This window comes from Ruegeria sp. SCSIO 43209, from assembly GCF_019904295.1.
Lineage (GTDB): Bacteria > Pseudomonadota > Alphaproteobacteria > Rhodobacterales > Rhodobacteraceae > Ruegeria.
Genome location: NZ_CP065359.1, coordinates 3259475 through 3274270, shown reverse-complemented (window position 1 = coordinate 3274270; position 14796 = coordinate 3259475). Strand labels below are relative to the sequence as shown.

Sequence of the window (14796 nt, the reverse complement as noted above, 5' to 3'; positions counted from 1 at the left end):
TGACATGATTTGTCACGCGCTGGTGAGACGAGTTTATCAGCCCAGCAGCTGCCCCAGCTTCATCGCAACACCCATGTTGCCCGAGATTTTCAGCTTGCCCAGCGCAACCCCGGTCATTGGGTTCAGCTTACCGGTCAGCAACTTAGAGAGGTTCTCGCGCGAGATGCGGATGGTGCAGTCTGTGTCCCGATCCTGGGTTGAGGCAGTATTCTCCGCCAGAACGATCACACCCTCATCACCACAATCGAACTTAAGCGATCCGTCAAAGTTTTTGCCGTTCAAACCCTTTTGAATTCCGTCGGCGATGTCTTGCAGCATTATCCGTCCTTCCCTGATTGACGTATGCGTAAAGACAATCGCCTGATCCGGGCAAGCCCGACCCGACGGAAACCCGGCAAAGAAAAACCCCGGTGCCTGATCAGACACCGGGGCCAGATCTAAAATTCTGAACGCTTACTTGCTCAGCCGTTTGTCACGCGCGGCCAGAAGCTTCAGGCGCAGTGCGTTCAACTGGATGAAGCCTGCCGCATCTTTCTGATCATATGCACCAGCGTCTTCCTCAAAGGTCACGTGCGCCTCGGAGTACAGCGAATGATCCGACCAGCGGCCCACGGTTGAGGCAAGACCTTTGTACAGTTTCACGCGAACGGTGCCGGTGACATGCTCTTGCGACTTGTCGATGGCTGCCTGCAGCATCTCACGCTCGGGGCTGTACCAGAAGCCGTTATAGATCAGCTCGGCATATTGCGGCATCAGCTGGTCCTTCAGATGCATCGCGCCGCGGTCCATGGTGATGGACTCGATCCCACGATGCGCTTCCAGCAGGATGGTGCCGCCGGGGGTTTCGTAAATACCGCGCGATTTCATGCCCACGAACCGGCCTTCGACCAGATCGAGACGGCCAATGCCGTGCTTGCCGCCATATTCGTTCAGCTTGGTCAGGATGGTCGCGGGGCTCATCGCCTCGCCATTGATGCTGACCGCGTCGCCTTTTTCAAAACCGATCTCGATAAACTCCGGCTCGTTCGGCGCATCCTCGGGGTGGACGGTGCGCTGATAGACATAGTCGGGTGCCATATCGGCGGGGTCTTCCAGAACCTTACCCTCGGACGAGGTGTGCAGCAGGTTGGCATCGACCGAGAACGGGGCCTCACCACGCTTGTCCTTGGCGATCGGGATCTGGTTCGCCTCGGCAAATTCCAACAGCTTGGTACGGCTGGTCAGGTCCCACTCACGCCACGGCGCGATCACCTTGATTTCGGGATTCAGTGCGTAAGCAGCCAGTTCAAAACGAACCTGATCGTTGCCCTTGCCAGTCGCGCCGTGGGCCACAGCGTCAGCACCGGTCGCTTCGGCGATCTCGACCAGACGTTTCGAGATCAGAGGCCGTGCGATCGAGGTGCCCAGTAGGTACAGCCCTTCGTACTGTGCGTTGGCGCGGAACATCGGGAAGACAAAGTCGCGAACGAATTCCTCGCGAATATCTTCGATATAGATGTTCTCGGGTTTGATCCCCAGCAGCTCGGCTTTCTTGCGGGCGGGTTCCAGCTCCTCGCCCTGACCCAGATCGGCGGTGAAGGTCACGACCTCACAACCATACTCGGTCTGCAGCCATTTCAGAATGATCGAGGTATCAAGGCCACCGGAATAGGCCAGAACAACTTTCTTGGGCGCGGACATCTGACTTCCCTTTATGCGTAGAACGACTGGCCCCTAACGGGTTTTGGGCGTGGGGGCAAGCTGTGTGGATTGACGCAGCCCGGGAATTGGGGTGAAACGGGCGGATAGAGAACAAGGATTGGTTGAGAGGGCGGTATTTATGCTGGGATTAGAGATTTTCGTGCATTCGGTGAGGATGGTTCTTAGGAACCTGACGCAGGCGCTACAGATTTCAGTCGTACCGGCGCTCATTGGCGGCTTTTTAGCCATCGGCCTGTTCTTCCTGTTTGGCATCCCTTTCGAAGAATTCAACAGTGAAACCAATGGCTTCCCTGAAGGCGTAACGGCCGCGTCCTTCACCGGATTTCTGCTCTGCCTTATGGCCGTTGTCTTTGGGGTCATGCTGTGGATTGTCGTGTCGTGGCACCGTTTTGTTCTACTTGAGGAATATCCAAGCGGTTTGGTTCCGCCTTTCAGGTTCGACCGTGTGCTCGCCTATTTCGGACGCCTTCTGATGCTCGGCCTAATCGCTCTTATCATCATGATACCGGGAGCGCTGATCATGGGCATGATGGCGCAATCCTCTGTGGCGCTGGGAATTCTGGTTTGGCTGGGTTTGATCATCATTCTCACGATCGGATTCTATCGGGCCTCCCCGATTTTACCCGGCGCAGCGATCGGAAAACCAATAAAGCTGTCTGAAGCGTGGCAAGCAACCTCGGGCGCAAGCGGAGCCATCGCACTTCTGGTCGTCTTATCCATCCTCTTCCAAATATTGCTTCAGCTACTGGCGTCTTTGCTGCTTTTCGTCCCGATCATCGGTGTCTTGATTGTCTTGTTTGCGAGCATGCTGATCGTCCCACTGATCAATGTCAGTATCCTGACGACGATCTATGGTGTGTTCATCGAAAAGCGCGAGCTGGCCTAAGCCCGTACACATATGTATTCCTTGCCCTTTCGACGATGATGGGGCAGGGAATCCAACATGACTGATTTCACGACCCGCGCCCGCGCTGCCGAAAAGGCAATGCGCTCAGTGTTTCCGGCAACTCCGTTGCAGCGGAACGCCCATCTGTCCGACCGTTACGGCGCGGATATCTGGCTCAAGCGCGAAGACCTCAGCCCGGTGCGGTCGTATAAAATCCGCGGTGCGTTCAATGCGATGCGCAAGCAGCAGGGGCAGGACCTTTTCGTCTGCGCCAGCGCTGGCAACCATGCGCAGGGCGTGGCCTATATGTGTAAGCATCTGGGTGTGCGGGGTGTGATCTTCATGCCGGTGACCACGCCGCAGCAGAAGATCCAGAAGACGCGCATTTTCGGCGGCGACAATATCGAGGTTCACCTGATCGGTGACTATTTCGATGACACGCTGGCTGCGGCGCAAAGCTGGTGCGCAGAACAGGGCGGGTATTTCCTGTCTCCGTTCGATGATGCGGATGTGATTGAGGGGCAGGCCTCTTTGGCGGTTGAGATCGAAGAGCAATTGGGCCAAGTGCCCAATCATGTAATTCTGCCGGTTGGCGGCGGCGGTATGTCTTCGGGGGTGGCGACCTGGTTCGGGGACCGGGCGCATTGCCTGTTCGTGGAACCGGCCGGCGGGGCGTGTTTGCGCGCGGCGCTGGCAGCGGGGCACCCGGTGGCGCTGGATCATGTGGATACATTTGTCGATGGCGCAGCAGTAGGCCGGATTGGTGAGAAACCGTTTGAATTGCTGAAATCGCGGCATCTGTCGGATGTGCTGACTTTGTCCGAAGACCGCATCTGTACCACCATGATCGAGATGCTGAATGTCGAGGGCATCGTTCTGGAACCTGCCGGTGCGTTGGCGGTTGAGGCTGTGGGTGACGTGCAAAGCTTTGTGCGTGGCAAGACGGTGGTCTGTGTCACCTCGGGCGGGAACTTCGATTTCGAGCGTTTACCAGAGGTCAAAGAACGTGCGCAGCGCTATTCCGGGGTGAAGAAATATTTCATCCTGCGCCTACCGCAGCGCCCCGGTGCCCTGAAAGAATTCCTCGGCATCCTCGGCCCTGAGGATGATATCGCACGGTTCGAATACATGAAGAAATCGGCGCGCAACTTTGGCTCGGTCCTGATCGGAATCGAAACCCGAAAGCCCGAGAATTTCATGCGCCTGTTTGCGCATCTGGATGAAGCCGGGTTTACTTATACGGATATCACCGAAGACGAGACGCTGGCACAGTTTGTGATCTAGCGCAGGTTTTCGGCCAGACCGGCCTGAAACAGTTTTTTCGACTCGTCGTAGGCCGCGATAATCGCCAGCAAATCAACGGCGGCGCTTTCACCTGCGGCTGCGCGTCGCTCACCGTCCTGGCACAGTTTCGAGAAACTATCAAAGCCAAGACTCAGCGCGCTGCCCTTCAGGAAATGAAGGTTCTGTTCGATCTCGGAGCGGGTAGTGTCATCGCGTAGCTTAGTGATAACTTCCTGAACCTCGTCCAAAAAGATTTCGACAACCTCGGTGAACTCGTCTGCGCCGACTTCATCACGTAATTGTCTGACTCTGGACCACTGAATCATGCCATCCTCTTGCGGTTGCATATTGTTAGACCGTCACGGGTAAAGATGGGGTTAAATCGCGGCCATTTGGTTTTTCATAGGATGTTAAGCTGAGAGGCATAGCGTTGCGACAACTGGAGAGTTGAGCAAGTACAGGGACTTCATGGTGCCGGATGCCAGTCAAGTAGAGGCCCGGGTCGAGCTGGATTTTGGCGCGATCCGCAAGGTTCTTGTTGTGGACGACAGCCGTCTGCAGCGGCGCATTCTGGTGGCCTCGCTAAAAAAGTGGGGATTCGAGGTTCTTGAAGCCGACAGTGGTGAAGCCGCGATAGAGCTTTGCACCTCGGACCCACCTGATCTTGTTCTAAGCGACTGGGTCATGCCAGGTATGGGCGGGCTTGAGTTCTGTCGGGCCTTCCGAGAGCTGGACAGTGAGCAATATAGCTATTTCATTCTTCTGACCTCAAAAAGCGAAAAGCAGGAGGTCGCGCGCGGTCTGGATGCTGGGGCAGACGATTTTCTGATCAAGCCGCTTGAGGCTGATGAGCTGCGTGCGCGCATATCGGCCGGGGCGCGTATTCTTGACATGCAACGCGAATTGTCCCGAAAAAACCAGTTGATCGAAACAGCGCTGAACGAACTGAAGCTTGCCCATGATGCGATCGATAAAGATCTGATGCAGGCGCGCAAAATTCAGGATTCGCTGGTGCCTGAATTGAAGGGGACCTTTGGCAACTCACAGGTCAGCCTGCTTCTGAAACCCTGTGGTCATATCGGTGGTGACCTGGTGGGGATGTTTTCGCCCGGTGTCAATCGGCTGGGGTTTTACAGCATCGATGTCTCCGGCCACGGGATCACCTCTGCGATGATGACGGCACGGCTGGGCGGGTATCTGTCCAGCACGCATTTCGACCAGAACATTGCGATGGAGCGTCGGTTCAACAAATTCTACGCCCTTCTGCCACCCGAAGAGGTCGCGTCGCTGCTCAACTCGCGTCTGATCGCCGATGCCGGGATCGAAGAGTATTTCACCATGGTCTATGCCATCATCGATCTGCGCAACGGACATCTGAAAATGGTGCAGGCCGGACACCCGCATCCGCTGTTGTTGCGCCGTGATAGTAAAACCGAGTTTCTGGGCGAAGGCGGATTGCCCATTGGCCTGCTGCCTGAGGCGCAGTTTCAGCAGACGGAAACCTATATGCAACCGGGCGACAAGCTGCTCTTGCATTCGGACGGGTTCACCGAATGCCAGCTCGCCGACGGCAGTTTGCTGGATGATGACGGGTTGAAGGCGATGGCTGTTGAATGCGCCGCCGATCACGGTGGACCGGAATTCCTGGATGACATGTTCTGGCGTCTCACACAGGTGATGTCACCGGACAGCGGAATTGCGGATGATGTCTCTGCAGTGTTTTTTGAATATAACGGACCTTAAAGCCCATGCAGGTGGCGCTGGGCGAAATGGGCGTCGCCCTCGTTGCCCAACAGTTGAACGGCATCTGCGGTCTCCATCCAAATGGCCTCGTGAAGGTCTTCGGTCGGAGGGCCTAGGCGTCTGACCGGGTGGGCGCGGTAAATCAGGCAGACCTTCTCGGCCCACAGATCGTATTCCGGCATGTAGGTATATCGACGAAACGCACCCACTCTCCGAGGCGCGGCGATCAGCCAGCCGGTTTCTTCGTAAACCTCACGGTGAAGCGCTGTAATCGGTGATTCCCCCGGATCGATGCCGCCGCCCGGCAGCTGCAGATCCGGTCCGGGTTCCAGCTGACAGGTCAGCAGCAATCGGTTGCCTTGTGGCAATAGGGCATAAACGCCGACCCGCCGGGTGTATTTTCGCTCTGCCTCGGGGCTTTCACCGAACCGTCTGATCATGTAAGGCCCCTTTCAACCCAAACTGTTCAACCTATATGGTGGCGGTATGCCAACCTGTGGCGCTTAAGGAAACCCCATGTCTATTGGAACCAAAATCGCGTGGGACGATACCGTCCTGCCCTTTCAACTCGATATACCCGACATGCGAGGCCGCGTGGCCCGGCTGGACGGCGTGTTGGGCGGCATCTTGAAACAGCACGACTACCCGGAGGTGGTCGAGGCGCTGGTGGCCGAGATGGCCCTGCTGACTGCATTGATAGGGCAAACGGTATCGCTGCGCTGGAAGCTGTCTCTGCAGGTGCAATCCAAGGGCGCAGTGCGGATGATCGCAACCGATTATTATGCGCCACAGGTCGAAGGTGAACCCGCGCAGATCCGCGCCTATGCGAGCTTTGACCGCGACCGGCTGACCGATGCAGCCCCTTTCGATCAGGTGGGTGACGGGTACTTCGCCATCATGATTGACCAAGGTGAAGGTACACAGCCTTATCAGGGCATCACCCCACTGGCCGGGGGATCACTGAGCGCGTGTGCGGAAGCCTATTTCGCGCAGTCCGAACAGCTGCCGACCCGGTTTTCGCTGAGCTTCGGCAAATCGACCGAACCCGGCGTCGGTGAACACTGGCGCGCTGGCGGGATCATGCTGCAGCACATGCCCAAAGCCTCGCCCTTTGCCGCTTCCGGGGAGGGCAGCGGAGAGATCCTGTCTGCCTCGGATTTGGTGGATGGTGAAGAGGGCGAGAACTGGGATCGCGTCAACATCCTGCTCGACACCGTGGATGATCTGGAGATGATCGGGCCATCCGTTGCGCCAACCGACCTTCTGGTGCGTCTGTTTCACGAGGAACAGCCTCGCGTCTATGATGCACAGCAGGTAAAATTCGGTTGCACTTGTTCCGAAGATCGCGTGCGCCAAAGCCTGTCGATCTATTCGGCGCAGGATATTGCGACAATGACCACGGACGAAGGCACCGTCACAGCAGACTGCCAATTCTGCGGTGCGCACTATGTGCTGGACCCTGCGACCGTCGGGTTCGAGGCCGAAGGCCCGGATGGCGCGTGATCTGATCACAGACCTGACCGAGGCGCTGAGCCGTGATGGGTCCGGGTCCAGTGACTTTGATCTGAACCCGGAAACGGTGCTGCCAGCGGGGCGCAAACTGCGCCCTGCGGGCGTGTTAGTGCCTGTTTCTGTGACCGGAGACGCACCGCGATTGATCCTGACCAAACGCTCTTCGGCGTTGAAACACCATCCGGGCCAGATCGCCTTTCCGGGTGGAAAACAGGATGAGGGGGACATCGACGTTACTGCGACAGCTTTGCGCGAAGCACAGGAAGAAATTGGTCTTCCGCCAGAACTACCCAGTATTCTGGGTCATCTGCCGACTCATGAAACCGTGACGTCCTTTTCGGTCACGCCGGTTGTTGCGATCCTTGAAGCCAGTTTTGAACCAGTCGCCGAACCGGGCGAGGTGGATGAGATATTCTTCGTTCCGCTTGCGCATGTCCTGAACCCAGAGAATTATGTCGTCGAGTCGCGCCGTTGGCGTGGACAAAGACGGTATTACTATGCTGTGCCCTATGGCCCCTATTATATCTGGGGTGCGACGGCACGGATGCTGCGGGGATTGGCAGCGCGGATGAGTGAATGAAGCGGATCACAGAAGATTGGTTAACCGACCAAGCCACGCAGGATGTATGCACCGCCCTGACCAACGGCGGGGCGCAGGCGCTATTCGTCGGTGGTTGTGTGCGCAATGCTCTGCTGCAGGCGCCGGTTTCTGACATTGATATCGCCACAGACGCCGAGCCGGAACACGTCGTGGAACTGGCGCAGAAAGCTGGGCTGAAACCGATACCAACAGGTATAGACCATGGCACCGTGACGATTGTCAGCAAAGGCATCCCGCACGAGGTCACGACGTTTCGCCGTGACGTCGAAACGGATGGTCGGCGTGCTGTCGTCGCCTTTTCCGACAAGGTCGAAGAAGACGCTGCGCGCCGTGATTTCACCATGAACGCGCTTTACGCCCAACCTGATGGCACAATCCTTGACCCGCTGAACGGTTTGCCGGATCTACAGGCGCGTCGCGTACGGTTCATCGGGGAGGCCAGTGATCGCATCCAAGAAGACTACCTGAGATCGCTCAGATATTTCAGGTTTCATGCTTGGTACGGGGATGCGGACGGTGGCTTTGACCCCGCTGCACTGGATGCAATAGCTGCAAATTTGTACGGGTTAGAGACGCTTTCGCGCGAACGGGTCGGGGCAGAGATGCTTAAACTGCTCGCAGCGCCTGACCCCGCGCCGTCGGTTGCCGCCATGCGCGTCACTGGCGTTTTGGCGCAGCTTTTGCCCGGGGCTGATGACCGGGCGCTGGCGATCCTGATTCAGCTGGAACAAGACGCCCATGCAGCGCCCGAAGCGATTCGTCGTTTGGCCGCGATTGCATCGCCCGAAGTGGCCAAAACCCTGCGTCTTAGCCGCGCGCAACTGCAGCGTCTGGCTCGGATGCGCGACGAAGCGATGGCGACGACCAGTGTCGCAGAATTGGGTTATCGCTATGGGTCGGAAGGCGGATTGCACGAGACACTTTTGCGTCATGCATTTCTTGAACAGCCTTGGTCCGAAGACCTGAACCGAGCTTTGCAAAAAGGGTCCGCGGCCAGTTTCCCGATCAAGGCGGCGGATTTGATCCCCGCCTTCTCGGGCCCCGCGCTGGGCGCAAAACTGGCCGAGCTTGAGGCGCGTTGGATCGCGTCGGATTTCGCGCTTAGCCGCGAAGAATTGCTTGCCGACTGATTTGAAGTCTCAAAAAGGGATGACAAACCCGATTTGATTTGGCAGGGTGCGCCTGACTCATATGTAGGGAGGAATGCGAATGTATTACGGGATCTGGTTCGGCTAAAGCCCGGAACACTTTGACCCGTAGGGGTGGTGTTCTGGCGCCATCTTTCTTCGCATGACCTATTTTTTGCTCAATCGGAGCACTCTCTATGTTTCGCTACTTCGAAAATCTTATTGACCCTTTTGTTGCCTATGAACAGGTAGACAGGCCGCCGACACGGCTGTGGCCTTTCATGCTGGGCTATTCGGAGCCTTTCAAACGCGTTTTCGTACTGGCCGCCCTGATGTCCGTGATCGTTGCTGCGGTCGAGGTCGGACTGATCTTCTATATGGGCCGCGTTGTGGACCTGCTGGGAAGTTCACCTGCTGAATTCTGGCAGGCGCATGGGACCGAGCTGATCGTGGTCGCCGCGTTGATCCTGTTCATTCGTCCGATTCTGCAGCTGGTTGACGTCTTACTGCTCAACAACACGATCCTGCCGAACTTTGGCACGCTGATCCGTTGGCGGGCCCATAAACATGTGTTGCGTCAATCGGTTGGCTGGTTCGAAAATGACTTTGCCGGCCGCATCGCCAACCGGGTTGTTCAGACCCCACCCGCTGCGGGCGAGGTGGTGTTTCAGGTCTTTGACGCGATTTCATTCTCGATCGCCTACATGATCGGCGCGGCCATTTTGCTGATGGCAGCTGATCCGCGCCTGTTGCTGCCGTTGCTGATTTGGCTGGTGTTCTATGGGGCCTTGGTGCGGTGGACCGTCAAGCGGGTCGGCCCCGCGTCGCAGGCGGCGTCGGATGCAAGATCTACCGTGACGGGCCGGGTGGTGGATAGCTATACCAACATCCACTCGATCAAGATGTTTGCCCATGACACTCAGGAACAGGACTATGCGCGCGAGGCGATTGCGGAAACCCGCCGCACTTTCCAGATCGAGATGCGGATTTTCACCATTATGGATGCCGCGCTGGTTGCATTGAACGGTGTGCTGATCGTGGGAGTCGTTGGTTGGGCGATCTTGCTTTGGACGCAAGGTAGCGCAACGGTCGGTGTGGTGGCCGCCGCCACAGCCTTGACGCTGCGGCTGAATGCCATGACCGGGTGGATCATGTGGGCGCTGACCAGCTTCTTTCGCGAATTGGGTATCGTTGCCGAGGGTATGCAGACCATCGCGCAGCCCATCGATCTGTTGGACGAACCTGATGCGAAACCTTTGCGGCTGGGTAATGGCCAGATCGAAATACGCGATCTGTCTCATCACTATGGACGGGAAACCGGTGGTTTGGATCACGTCAACTTGACCATCCGGCCAGGCGAAAAGATCGGCCTGATCGGTCGCTCAGGTGCCGGAAAATCGACCCTAGTAAAGCTGCTTTTGCGGTTTTACGACGTCGAGAAGGGTGCGATCCTGATCGATGGCCAGGATATCTCGAAGGTCACGCAGGACAGTTTGCGCAGCCATATTGGCATGGTTCAGCAGGACAGTGCTCTGTTGCACCGCTCGGTTCGGGCCAATATCCTCTATGGTCGGCCTGATGCGACCGAAGAACAGATGATTGCCGCTGCGAAACAGGCCGAAGCGCATGAGTTCATCCTCGATCTGCAAGACCCGGAGGGCCGCACTGGCTATGATGCGCATGTGGGCGAGCGGGGCGTGAAACTGTCGGGCGGTCAGCGGCAGCGTGTAACGCTGGCGCGGGTGATCCTGAAAGACGCGCCGATTTTGCTATTGGACGAGGCGACATCTGCCCTAGATTCCGAAGTCGAAGCCTCGATACAGGAAACACTCTACGGCATGATGCAAGGCAAGACCGTGATCGCCATCGCGCACCGGCTCAGCACGATTGCTCAGATGGATCGCATCCTTGTGATGGATGGCGGCCGGATCGTTGAACAAGGTGGTCATTCCGATCTGTTGGCGCAAGGAGGGCTTTACGCTCAGTTCTGGGCGCGGCAATCTGGAGGCTTCCTAAACCCGGAGGCCGCTGAATGAGGATTGCCGACCTCATCCAACCGTTCAAAGACACAGAAACGCCCCCGCCGCAAACGCTGGGGGCGTTCATCCGTTGGAGCTTGTCCGGCGCCTGGCCGATGCTGTTCGTCGCAGCCGCCTTCTCGGCGATCGCGGGTGCGATGGAGGCTGGCACCGCCTGGGTCCTGGGCCGCGTCATTGATCTGACCACCAACAGCAGTCCCGAGACGTTTCTGACCGGCGGCAATCTCGCGATCATTTTGGGTGCTGTCGCATTCTTCATGCTTCTACGCCCCGCACTGTTCGGCCTGTCGTCGGTGGCAAATAACTACATCGTCATGCCCAACATCACGCCGTTGGTTTTGGCAAAACTGAACCGCTGGACGCTGGGCCAGTCTGTGACCTATTTCGATGACGATTTCGCCGGACGTATCGCCCAAAAACAGATGCAGACATCGAACGCCATGACGCAAGTGGTGTCCGAAACAATCAGCGCTATTGTCTTCGCTATTGCCTCTCTTGCAGGCTCATTGCTTTTATTAGGGTCTATTCACCCGCTTGTGATGCTGCCATTTGTTGCCTGGCTTGTTGTCTATTTCCTGCTGGTGCGCTGGTATCTTCCACGCATACGCGTACGCTCCGCCGCGCGGGCGGGGGCGCGGGCGATGGTGTCGGGGCAGGTGGTCGATACGATCACCAACATCAAGACCGTCAAGCTGTTTGCCCATTCCGAGTTCGAAGATCATACCGCCCGAAATTCCATGGTCGACCTGCGTGAACGGTCGCTGGAATTCGGCAAGCTATCGGCCAGTTTCCGGTTCATCCTAATGACTCTGGCGGGGGTGCTGCCGGTCCTGTTGATCGGCGCGACACTGTGGTTGTGGCAGGCGGGCATCGCGACGGCCGGGGACATCGTGGCGGCCGGGGCCGTGGCGATACGCATCTCGCAAATGACCGGCTGGGTCAGTTTCACACTGATGGGCCTTTACGCAAATGTCGGTGAGATTGAAAACGGAATGCACACACTGACCAAGCGCGTTCGGGTCGAGGATGCTCCGAACGCATCGACACTTGTGGTCTCAGAGGGCGAGATTGCCTTTGACAACGTCAGCTTTGCCTATGGCCGCGATATCGGTGGTGTTGCTAATCTTAATTTCACCGCCGCACCGGGTGAAAAGTTGGGCATAGTCGGGGCCTCAGGTGCTGGGAAATCCACTTTGGTTTCACTTTTGCTAAGGCTCTATGACGGGGAACATGGCGTTATTGCCATCGACGGGCAGGATGTCTCTCGCGTGACACAAGACAGCCTGCGGCAACAGATTGGGATGGTCACGCAGGAAACCGCGATGTTCAATCGTTCGGCGCGCGAGAACATCCTCTATGGTCGTCCTGACGCGACTGAAGATGAGCTGATAGAGGCCGCGACCAAAGCCGAGGCGCATGAATTCATACTCGGTCTAGAGGATGCGCAAGGACGCAAGGGCTATGACGCGCATCTGGGCGAACGCGGCGTGAAGCTGAGCGGCGGGCAACGACAGCGGATCGCTCTGGCTCGCGCTATCCTGAAAGACGCACCGATATTGGTTCTGGACGAGGCGACGTCGGCATTGGATTCCGAGGTCGAGGCAGCGATTCAGACGGCACTGCACCGGGTGATGCAGGGCAAGACCGTGCTGGCTATTGCCCACCGCCTGTCCACGCTTAGCGAGATGGATCGGATTATTGTTCTGGACCACGGTCATATCGTTGAAAGCGGCACACATGAGGCTCTGCTGGAGCGTGGCGGGTTGTACGCCCGGTTCTGGCATCGCCAATCGGGCGGCTTCATTCAGGCCGAGGCTGCAGAATAAAGGGTTTTGTTGCGCTCAAACCCCAGTTATCAGGCCTCCATGACGCAGCAATACACAATAAACCGCCTTGGACATCAGGGCGACGGAATCGCCGATGGTCCGATCTATGCGCCACGCACTCTGCCGGGTGAAGTGGTCAGCGGTACGTTGCTGGGTCAGTTTCTGAACGATATTCGCGTCGAAACACCCTCGGATCAGCGGGTCAAGGCACCCTGCCGTCATTACAAGGCCTGCGGCGGCTGCCAGTTGCAACATGCGACCGATAATTTTGTCGCCGAGTGGAAAATTGAGGTGGTGCGCAACGCGTTGGCCGCGCAGGGGCTCAATGCCCTGATGCGGCCCATTCACACTTCGCCTGAACGATCCCGCCGTCGGGCCACCATCGCCGTGCGGCGCACCAAGAAGGGTACGTTGGCCGGGTTTCATGGTCGCGCTTCTGACACGATTACCGAAATCCCGGATTGCCATTTGCTGCACCCAACCTTGATTGCGGCCATCCCGGTGGCCGAAGCCTTGGCGTTGTTGGGTGGCAGTCGGAAAGGTGTGTTGGCCGTAACGCTGACCCTGTCCGAAGGCGGTTTGGATGTTGCTGTCAAGGGCGGCAAACCGCTGGATGGACCGTTGGAGCTGGCGCTCGCGCAAGCGACCGAGCATCACGGCCTTGCCCGGCTTAGTTGGGATGATGAGGTTATCGCCATTCGTGAGCCTCCGATCCAACGCTTTGGAACCGCTGGCGTCACCCCACCGCCCGGAGCGTTTTTACAAGCCACAAAAGACGGAGAACAGGCTCTATTACAGGCTGTTTCAGATGCTACGTCGGGGGCAAAGCGGATTGTCGATCTGTTCGCCGGATGCGGGACATTCTCGCTGCCGCTGGCACAGACAGCTGAAGTTCATGCAGTCGAAGGTGAGGCCGAGATGACGAAGGCCTTGGATCAGGGCTGGCGCAAGGCGCAAGGCTTGAAACAGGTCACAGCCGAGGCCCGAGACCTGTTCCGCCGCCCGCTCATGCCCGATGAACTCAAGAAATTCGACGCCGTTGTGCTTGACCCGCCGCGTGCTGGGGCCGAGGCGCAGGTGGCCGAGCTGGCGCAGGCCATGCGCCCGGTGGTTGTTTATGTCTCGTGCAACCCAATCACCTTTGCCCGTGACGCAAAAATGCTGGTTAACGCCGGATATGCCCTTGAATGGGTACAGGTGGTTGACCAATTTCGATGGTCGTCACACACCGAACTTGCCGCTCGGTTCATTTTGAACAAATAACCCTGAGATAAGGACCGCCCGCATGGTGATCGCCCAACGACTGCTGCCCATCATCGAAGCACCGGCTTTCGGGAAATTCATCACCGGTGTGATCCTGTTCAACGCGGTACTGCTGGGGATGGAGACATCGCCTACGCTGATGGACGCAGCGGGCCTGCTGATCGTGACGCTGGACAAGCTGTGCCTTTCCATATTCGTCATCGAAATCGTCATGAAACTGATCGCCACAGGGCGCCGGTTCTTCACCAGCGGCTGGAATGTGTTTGATTTCGTGATCGTGGGCGTGGCCCTAGTTCCCAGTGCAGGGGCGCTTTCAGTTCTGCGGGCACTGCGTATCCTCCGGGTCCTGCGCGTTATCTCGGTCGCGCCGCGCCTGCGCCGAGTGGTCGAAGGCTTCATCTCAGCCTTGCCGGGCATGGCCAGCGTGTTCCTGCTGATGGCGATCCTGTTTTACATCGGCGCTGTGATCTCAACCAAACTTTTCTCGGGCACATTCCCCGATTGGTTCGGCGATCTGGGTCTGTCGGCCTATACGCTGTTCCAAATCATGACGCTGGAAAGCTGGTCCATGGGCATCGTCCGCCCTGTGATGGAGGTGTATCCCTACGCCTGGCTTTTCTTTGTTCCTTTCATCATGGTGACCACCTTTGCGGTGGTGAACTTGCTGGTCGGTCTCATCGTGAACTCGATGCAGGACGCGCACCATGCCGAGGATGAGGTCAAGACCGATGCCTATCGTGATGAGGTTCTTGAAAGGCTGGAATCGATCGAACGCCGCCTGACGGAACAGTCGAACAGCAAAAAGTGATTTAAG

The 14796-nt window shown here is 57.6% G+C and carries 14 protein-coding genes; 10 read left to right on the top strand and 4 right to left on the bottom strand.

The window, feature by feature from the left end; translation table 11 throughout:
* Nucleotides 1–36: 36 nt before the first annotated feature.
* Both I5192_RS16340 and I5192_RS16335 read right to left on the bottom strand, forming a co-directional pair.
* Nucleotides 37–318 carry an SCP2 sterol-binding domain-containing protein gene (locus tag I5192_RS16340; RefSeq protein WP_170598637.1) on the bottom strand — a complete coding sequence of 94 codons (282 nt, stop codon included), beginning with the start codon at nucleotides 316–318 and terminating at the stop codon, nucleotides 37–39.
* Nucleotides 319–453: 135 nt separating this feature from the next.
* Nucleotides 454–1680 carry an argininosuccinate synthase gene (locus tag I5192_RS16335; protein ID WP_170426327.1) on the bottom strand — a complete coding sequence of 409 codons (1227 nt, stop codon included), beginning with the start codon at nucleotides 1678–1680 and terminating at the stop codon, nucleotides 454–456.
* A gap of 139 nt (nucleotides 1681–1819) precedes the next feature.
* Here I5192_RS16335 and I5192_RS16330 point away from each other — a divergent pair, with 139 nt between their 5' ends.
* Together I5192_RS16330 and ilvA are read left to right on the top strand one after the other, a co-directional pair.
* A complete protein-coding gene (locus tag I5192_RS16330; protein WP_170408791.1) occupies nucleotides 1820–2587 on the top strand; it encodes a hypothetical protein in 768 nt (255 codons plus the stop codon).
* A gap of 57 nt (nucleotides 2588–2644) precedes the next feature.
* On the top strand, nucleotides 2645–3871 hold the full coding sequence (gene ilvA, locus I5192_RS16325) for a threonine ammonia-lyase IlvA (RefSeq protein ID WP_223117303.1): 1227 nt from the start codon (nucleotides 2645–2647) through the stop codon (nucleotides 3869–3871).
* On the opposite strand, the gene I5192_RS16320 is transcribed toward ilvA, so the two are convergent.
* Nucleotides 3868–4218, bottom strand: a complete 351-nt coding sequence (locus I5192_RS16320) for an Hpt domain-containing protein (RefSeq protein WP_255611989.1) — start codon at nucleotides 4216–4218, stop codon at nucleotides 3868–3870. The two genes, ilvA and I5192_RS16320, sit on opposite strands and share 4 nt — an antisense overlap.
* Before the next feature lie 121 nt (nucleotides 4219–4339).
* On the opposite strand from I5192_RS16320, the gene I5192_RS16315 reads away from it, so the two are divergent.
* Nucleotides 4340–5614 (top strand): PP2C family protein-serine/threonine phosphatase, encoded by a 1275-nt coding sequence (locus I5192_RS16315; protein WP_223118322.1) that lies wholly within the window; start codon nucleotides 4340–4342, stop codon nucleotides 5612–5614.
* On the opposite strand, the gene I5192_RS16310 is transcribed toward I5192_RS16315, so the two are convergent.
* Nucleotides 5611–6054 carry an NUDIX hydrolase gene (locus I5192_RS16310; RefSeq protein ID WP_223117302.1) on the bottom strand — a complete coding sequence of 148 codons (444 nt, stop codon included), beginning with the start codon at nucleotides 6052–6054 and terminating at the stop codon, nucleotides 5611–5613. The genes I5192_RS16315 and I5192_RS16310 overlap by 4 nt on opposite strands.
* A 76-nt stretch (nucleotides 6055–6130) precedes the next feature.
* Here I5192_RS16310 and I5192_RS16305 point away from each other — a divergent pair, with 76 nt between their 5' ends.
* From I5192_RS16305 to I5192_RS16275, 7 genes are all read left to right on the top strand, one after another.
* On the top strand, nucleotides 6131–7117 hold the full coding sequence (locus tag I5192_RS16305; protein ID WP_170399357.1) for an Hsp33 family molecular chaperone HslO: 987 nt from the start codon (nucleotides 6131–6133) through the stop codon (nucleotides 7115–7117).
* Nucleotides 7107–7706 carry a CoA pyrophosphatase gene (locus tag I5192_RS16300; protein ID WP_170399354.1) on the top strand — a complete coding sequence of 200 codons (600 nt, stop codon included), beginning with the start codon at nucleotides 7107–7109 and terminating at the stop codon, nucleotides 7704–7706. Before I5192_RS16305 ends, I5192_RS16300 begins: the two co-directional genes overlap by 11 nt.
* On the top strand, nucleotides 7703–8857 hold the full coding sequence (locus I5192_RS16295) for a CCA tRNA nucleotidyltransferase (RefSeq protein WP_223117301.1): 1155 nt from the start codon (nucleotides 7703–7705) through the stop codon (nucleotides 8855–8857). Before I5192_RS16300 ends, I5192_RS16295 begins: the two co-directional genes overlap by 4 nt.
* 194 nt (nucleotides 8858–9051) lie before the next feature.
* Nucleotides 9052–10890 (top strand): ABC transporter ATP-binding protein, encoded by a 1839-nt coding sequence (locus I5192_RS16290; RefSeq protein ID WP_170567281.1) that lies wholly within the window; start codon nucleotides 9052–9054, stop codon nucleotides 10888–10890.
* A complete protein-coding gene (locus I5192_RS16285) occupies nucleotides 10887–12719 on the top strand; it encodes an ABC transporter ATP-binding protein (RefSeq protein ID WP_223117300.1) in 1833 nt (610 codons plus the stop codon). Before I5192_RS16290 ends, I5192_RS16285 begins: the two co-directional genes overlap by 4 nt.
* 39 nt (nucleotides 12720–12758) lie before the next feature.
* Nucleotides 12759–13982 (top strand): class I SAM-dependent RNA methyltransferase, encoded by a 1224-nt coding sequence (locus tag I5192_RS16280; RefSeq protein WP_223117299.1) that lies wholly within the window; start codon nucleotides 12759–12761, stop codon nucleotides 13980–13982.
* Between the two features lie 22 nt (nucleotides 13983–14004).
* A complete protein-coding gene (locus I5192_RS16275; RefSeq protein ID WP_223117298.1) occupies nucleotides 14005–14790 on the top strand; it encodes an ion transporter in 786 nt (261 codons plus the stop codon).
* Nucleotides 14791–14796: the final 6 nt, after the last annotated feature.

Coding starts and splice junctions, on each gene's coding strand:
- I5192_RS16295 (WP_223117301.1), top strand. CDS start 7,703: ATGAAGCGGATCACAGAAGATTGGTTAACCGACCAAGCCACGCAGGAT.
- I5192_RS16315 (WP_223118322.1), top strand. CDS start 4,340: ATGGTGCCGGATGCCAGTCAAGTAGAGGCCCGGGTCGAGCTGGATTTT.
- I5192_RS16340 (WP_170598637.1), bottom strand. CDS start 318: ATGCTGCAAGACATCGCCGACGGAATTCAAAAGGGTTTGAACGGCAAA.
- ilvA (WP_223117303.1), top strand. CDS start 2,645: ATGACTGATTTCACGACCCGCGCCCGCGCTGCCGAAAAGGCAATGCGC.
- I5192_RS16275 (WP_223117298.1), top strand. CDS start 14,005: ATGGTGATCGCCCAACGACTGCTGCCCATCATCGAAGCACCGGCTTTC.
- I5192_RS16320 (WP_255611989.1), bottom strand. CDS start 4,218: ATGCAACCGCAAGAGGATGGCATGATTCAGTGGTCCAGAGTCAGACAA.
- I5192_RS16300 (WP_170399354.1), top strand. CDS start 7,107: ATGGCGCGTGATCTGATCACAGACCTGACCGAGGCGCTGAGCCGTGAT.
- I5192_RS16285 (WP_223117300.1), top strand. CDS start 10,887: ATGAGGATTGCCGACCTCATCCAACCGTTCAAAGACACAGAAACGCCC.
- I5192_RS16305 (WP_170399357.1), top strand. CDS start 6,131: ATGTCTATTGGAACCAAAATCGCGTGGGACGATACCGTCCTGCCCTTT.
- I5192_RS16280 (WP_223117299.1), top strand. CDS start 12,759: ATGACGCAGCAATACACAATAAACCGCCTTGGACATCAGGGCGACGGA.
- I5192_RS16335 (WP_170426327.1), bottom strand. CDS start 1,680: ATGTCCGCGCCCAAGAAAGTTGTTCTGGCCTATTCCGGTGGCCTTGAT.
- I5192_RS16290 (WP_170567281.1), top strand. CDS start 9,052: ATGTTTCGCTACTTCGAAAATCTTATTGACCCTTTTGTTGCCTATGAA.
- I5192_RS16330 (WP_170408791.1), top strand. CDS start 1,820: ATGCTGGGATTAGAGATTTTCGTGCATTCGGTGAGGATGGTTCTTAGG.
- I5192_RS16310 (WP_223117302.1), bottom strand. CDS start 6,054: ATGATCAGACGGTTCGGTGAAAGCCCCGAGGCAGAGCGAAAATACACC.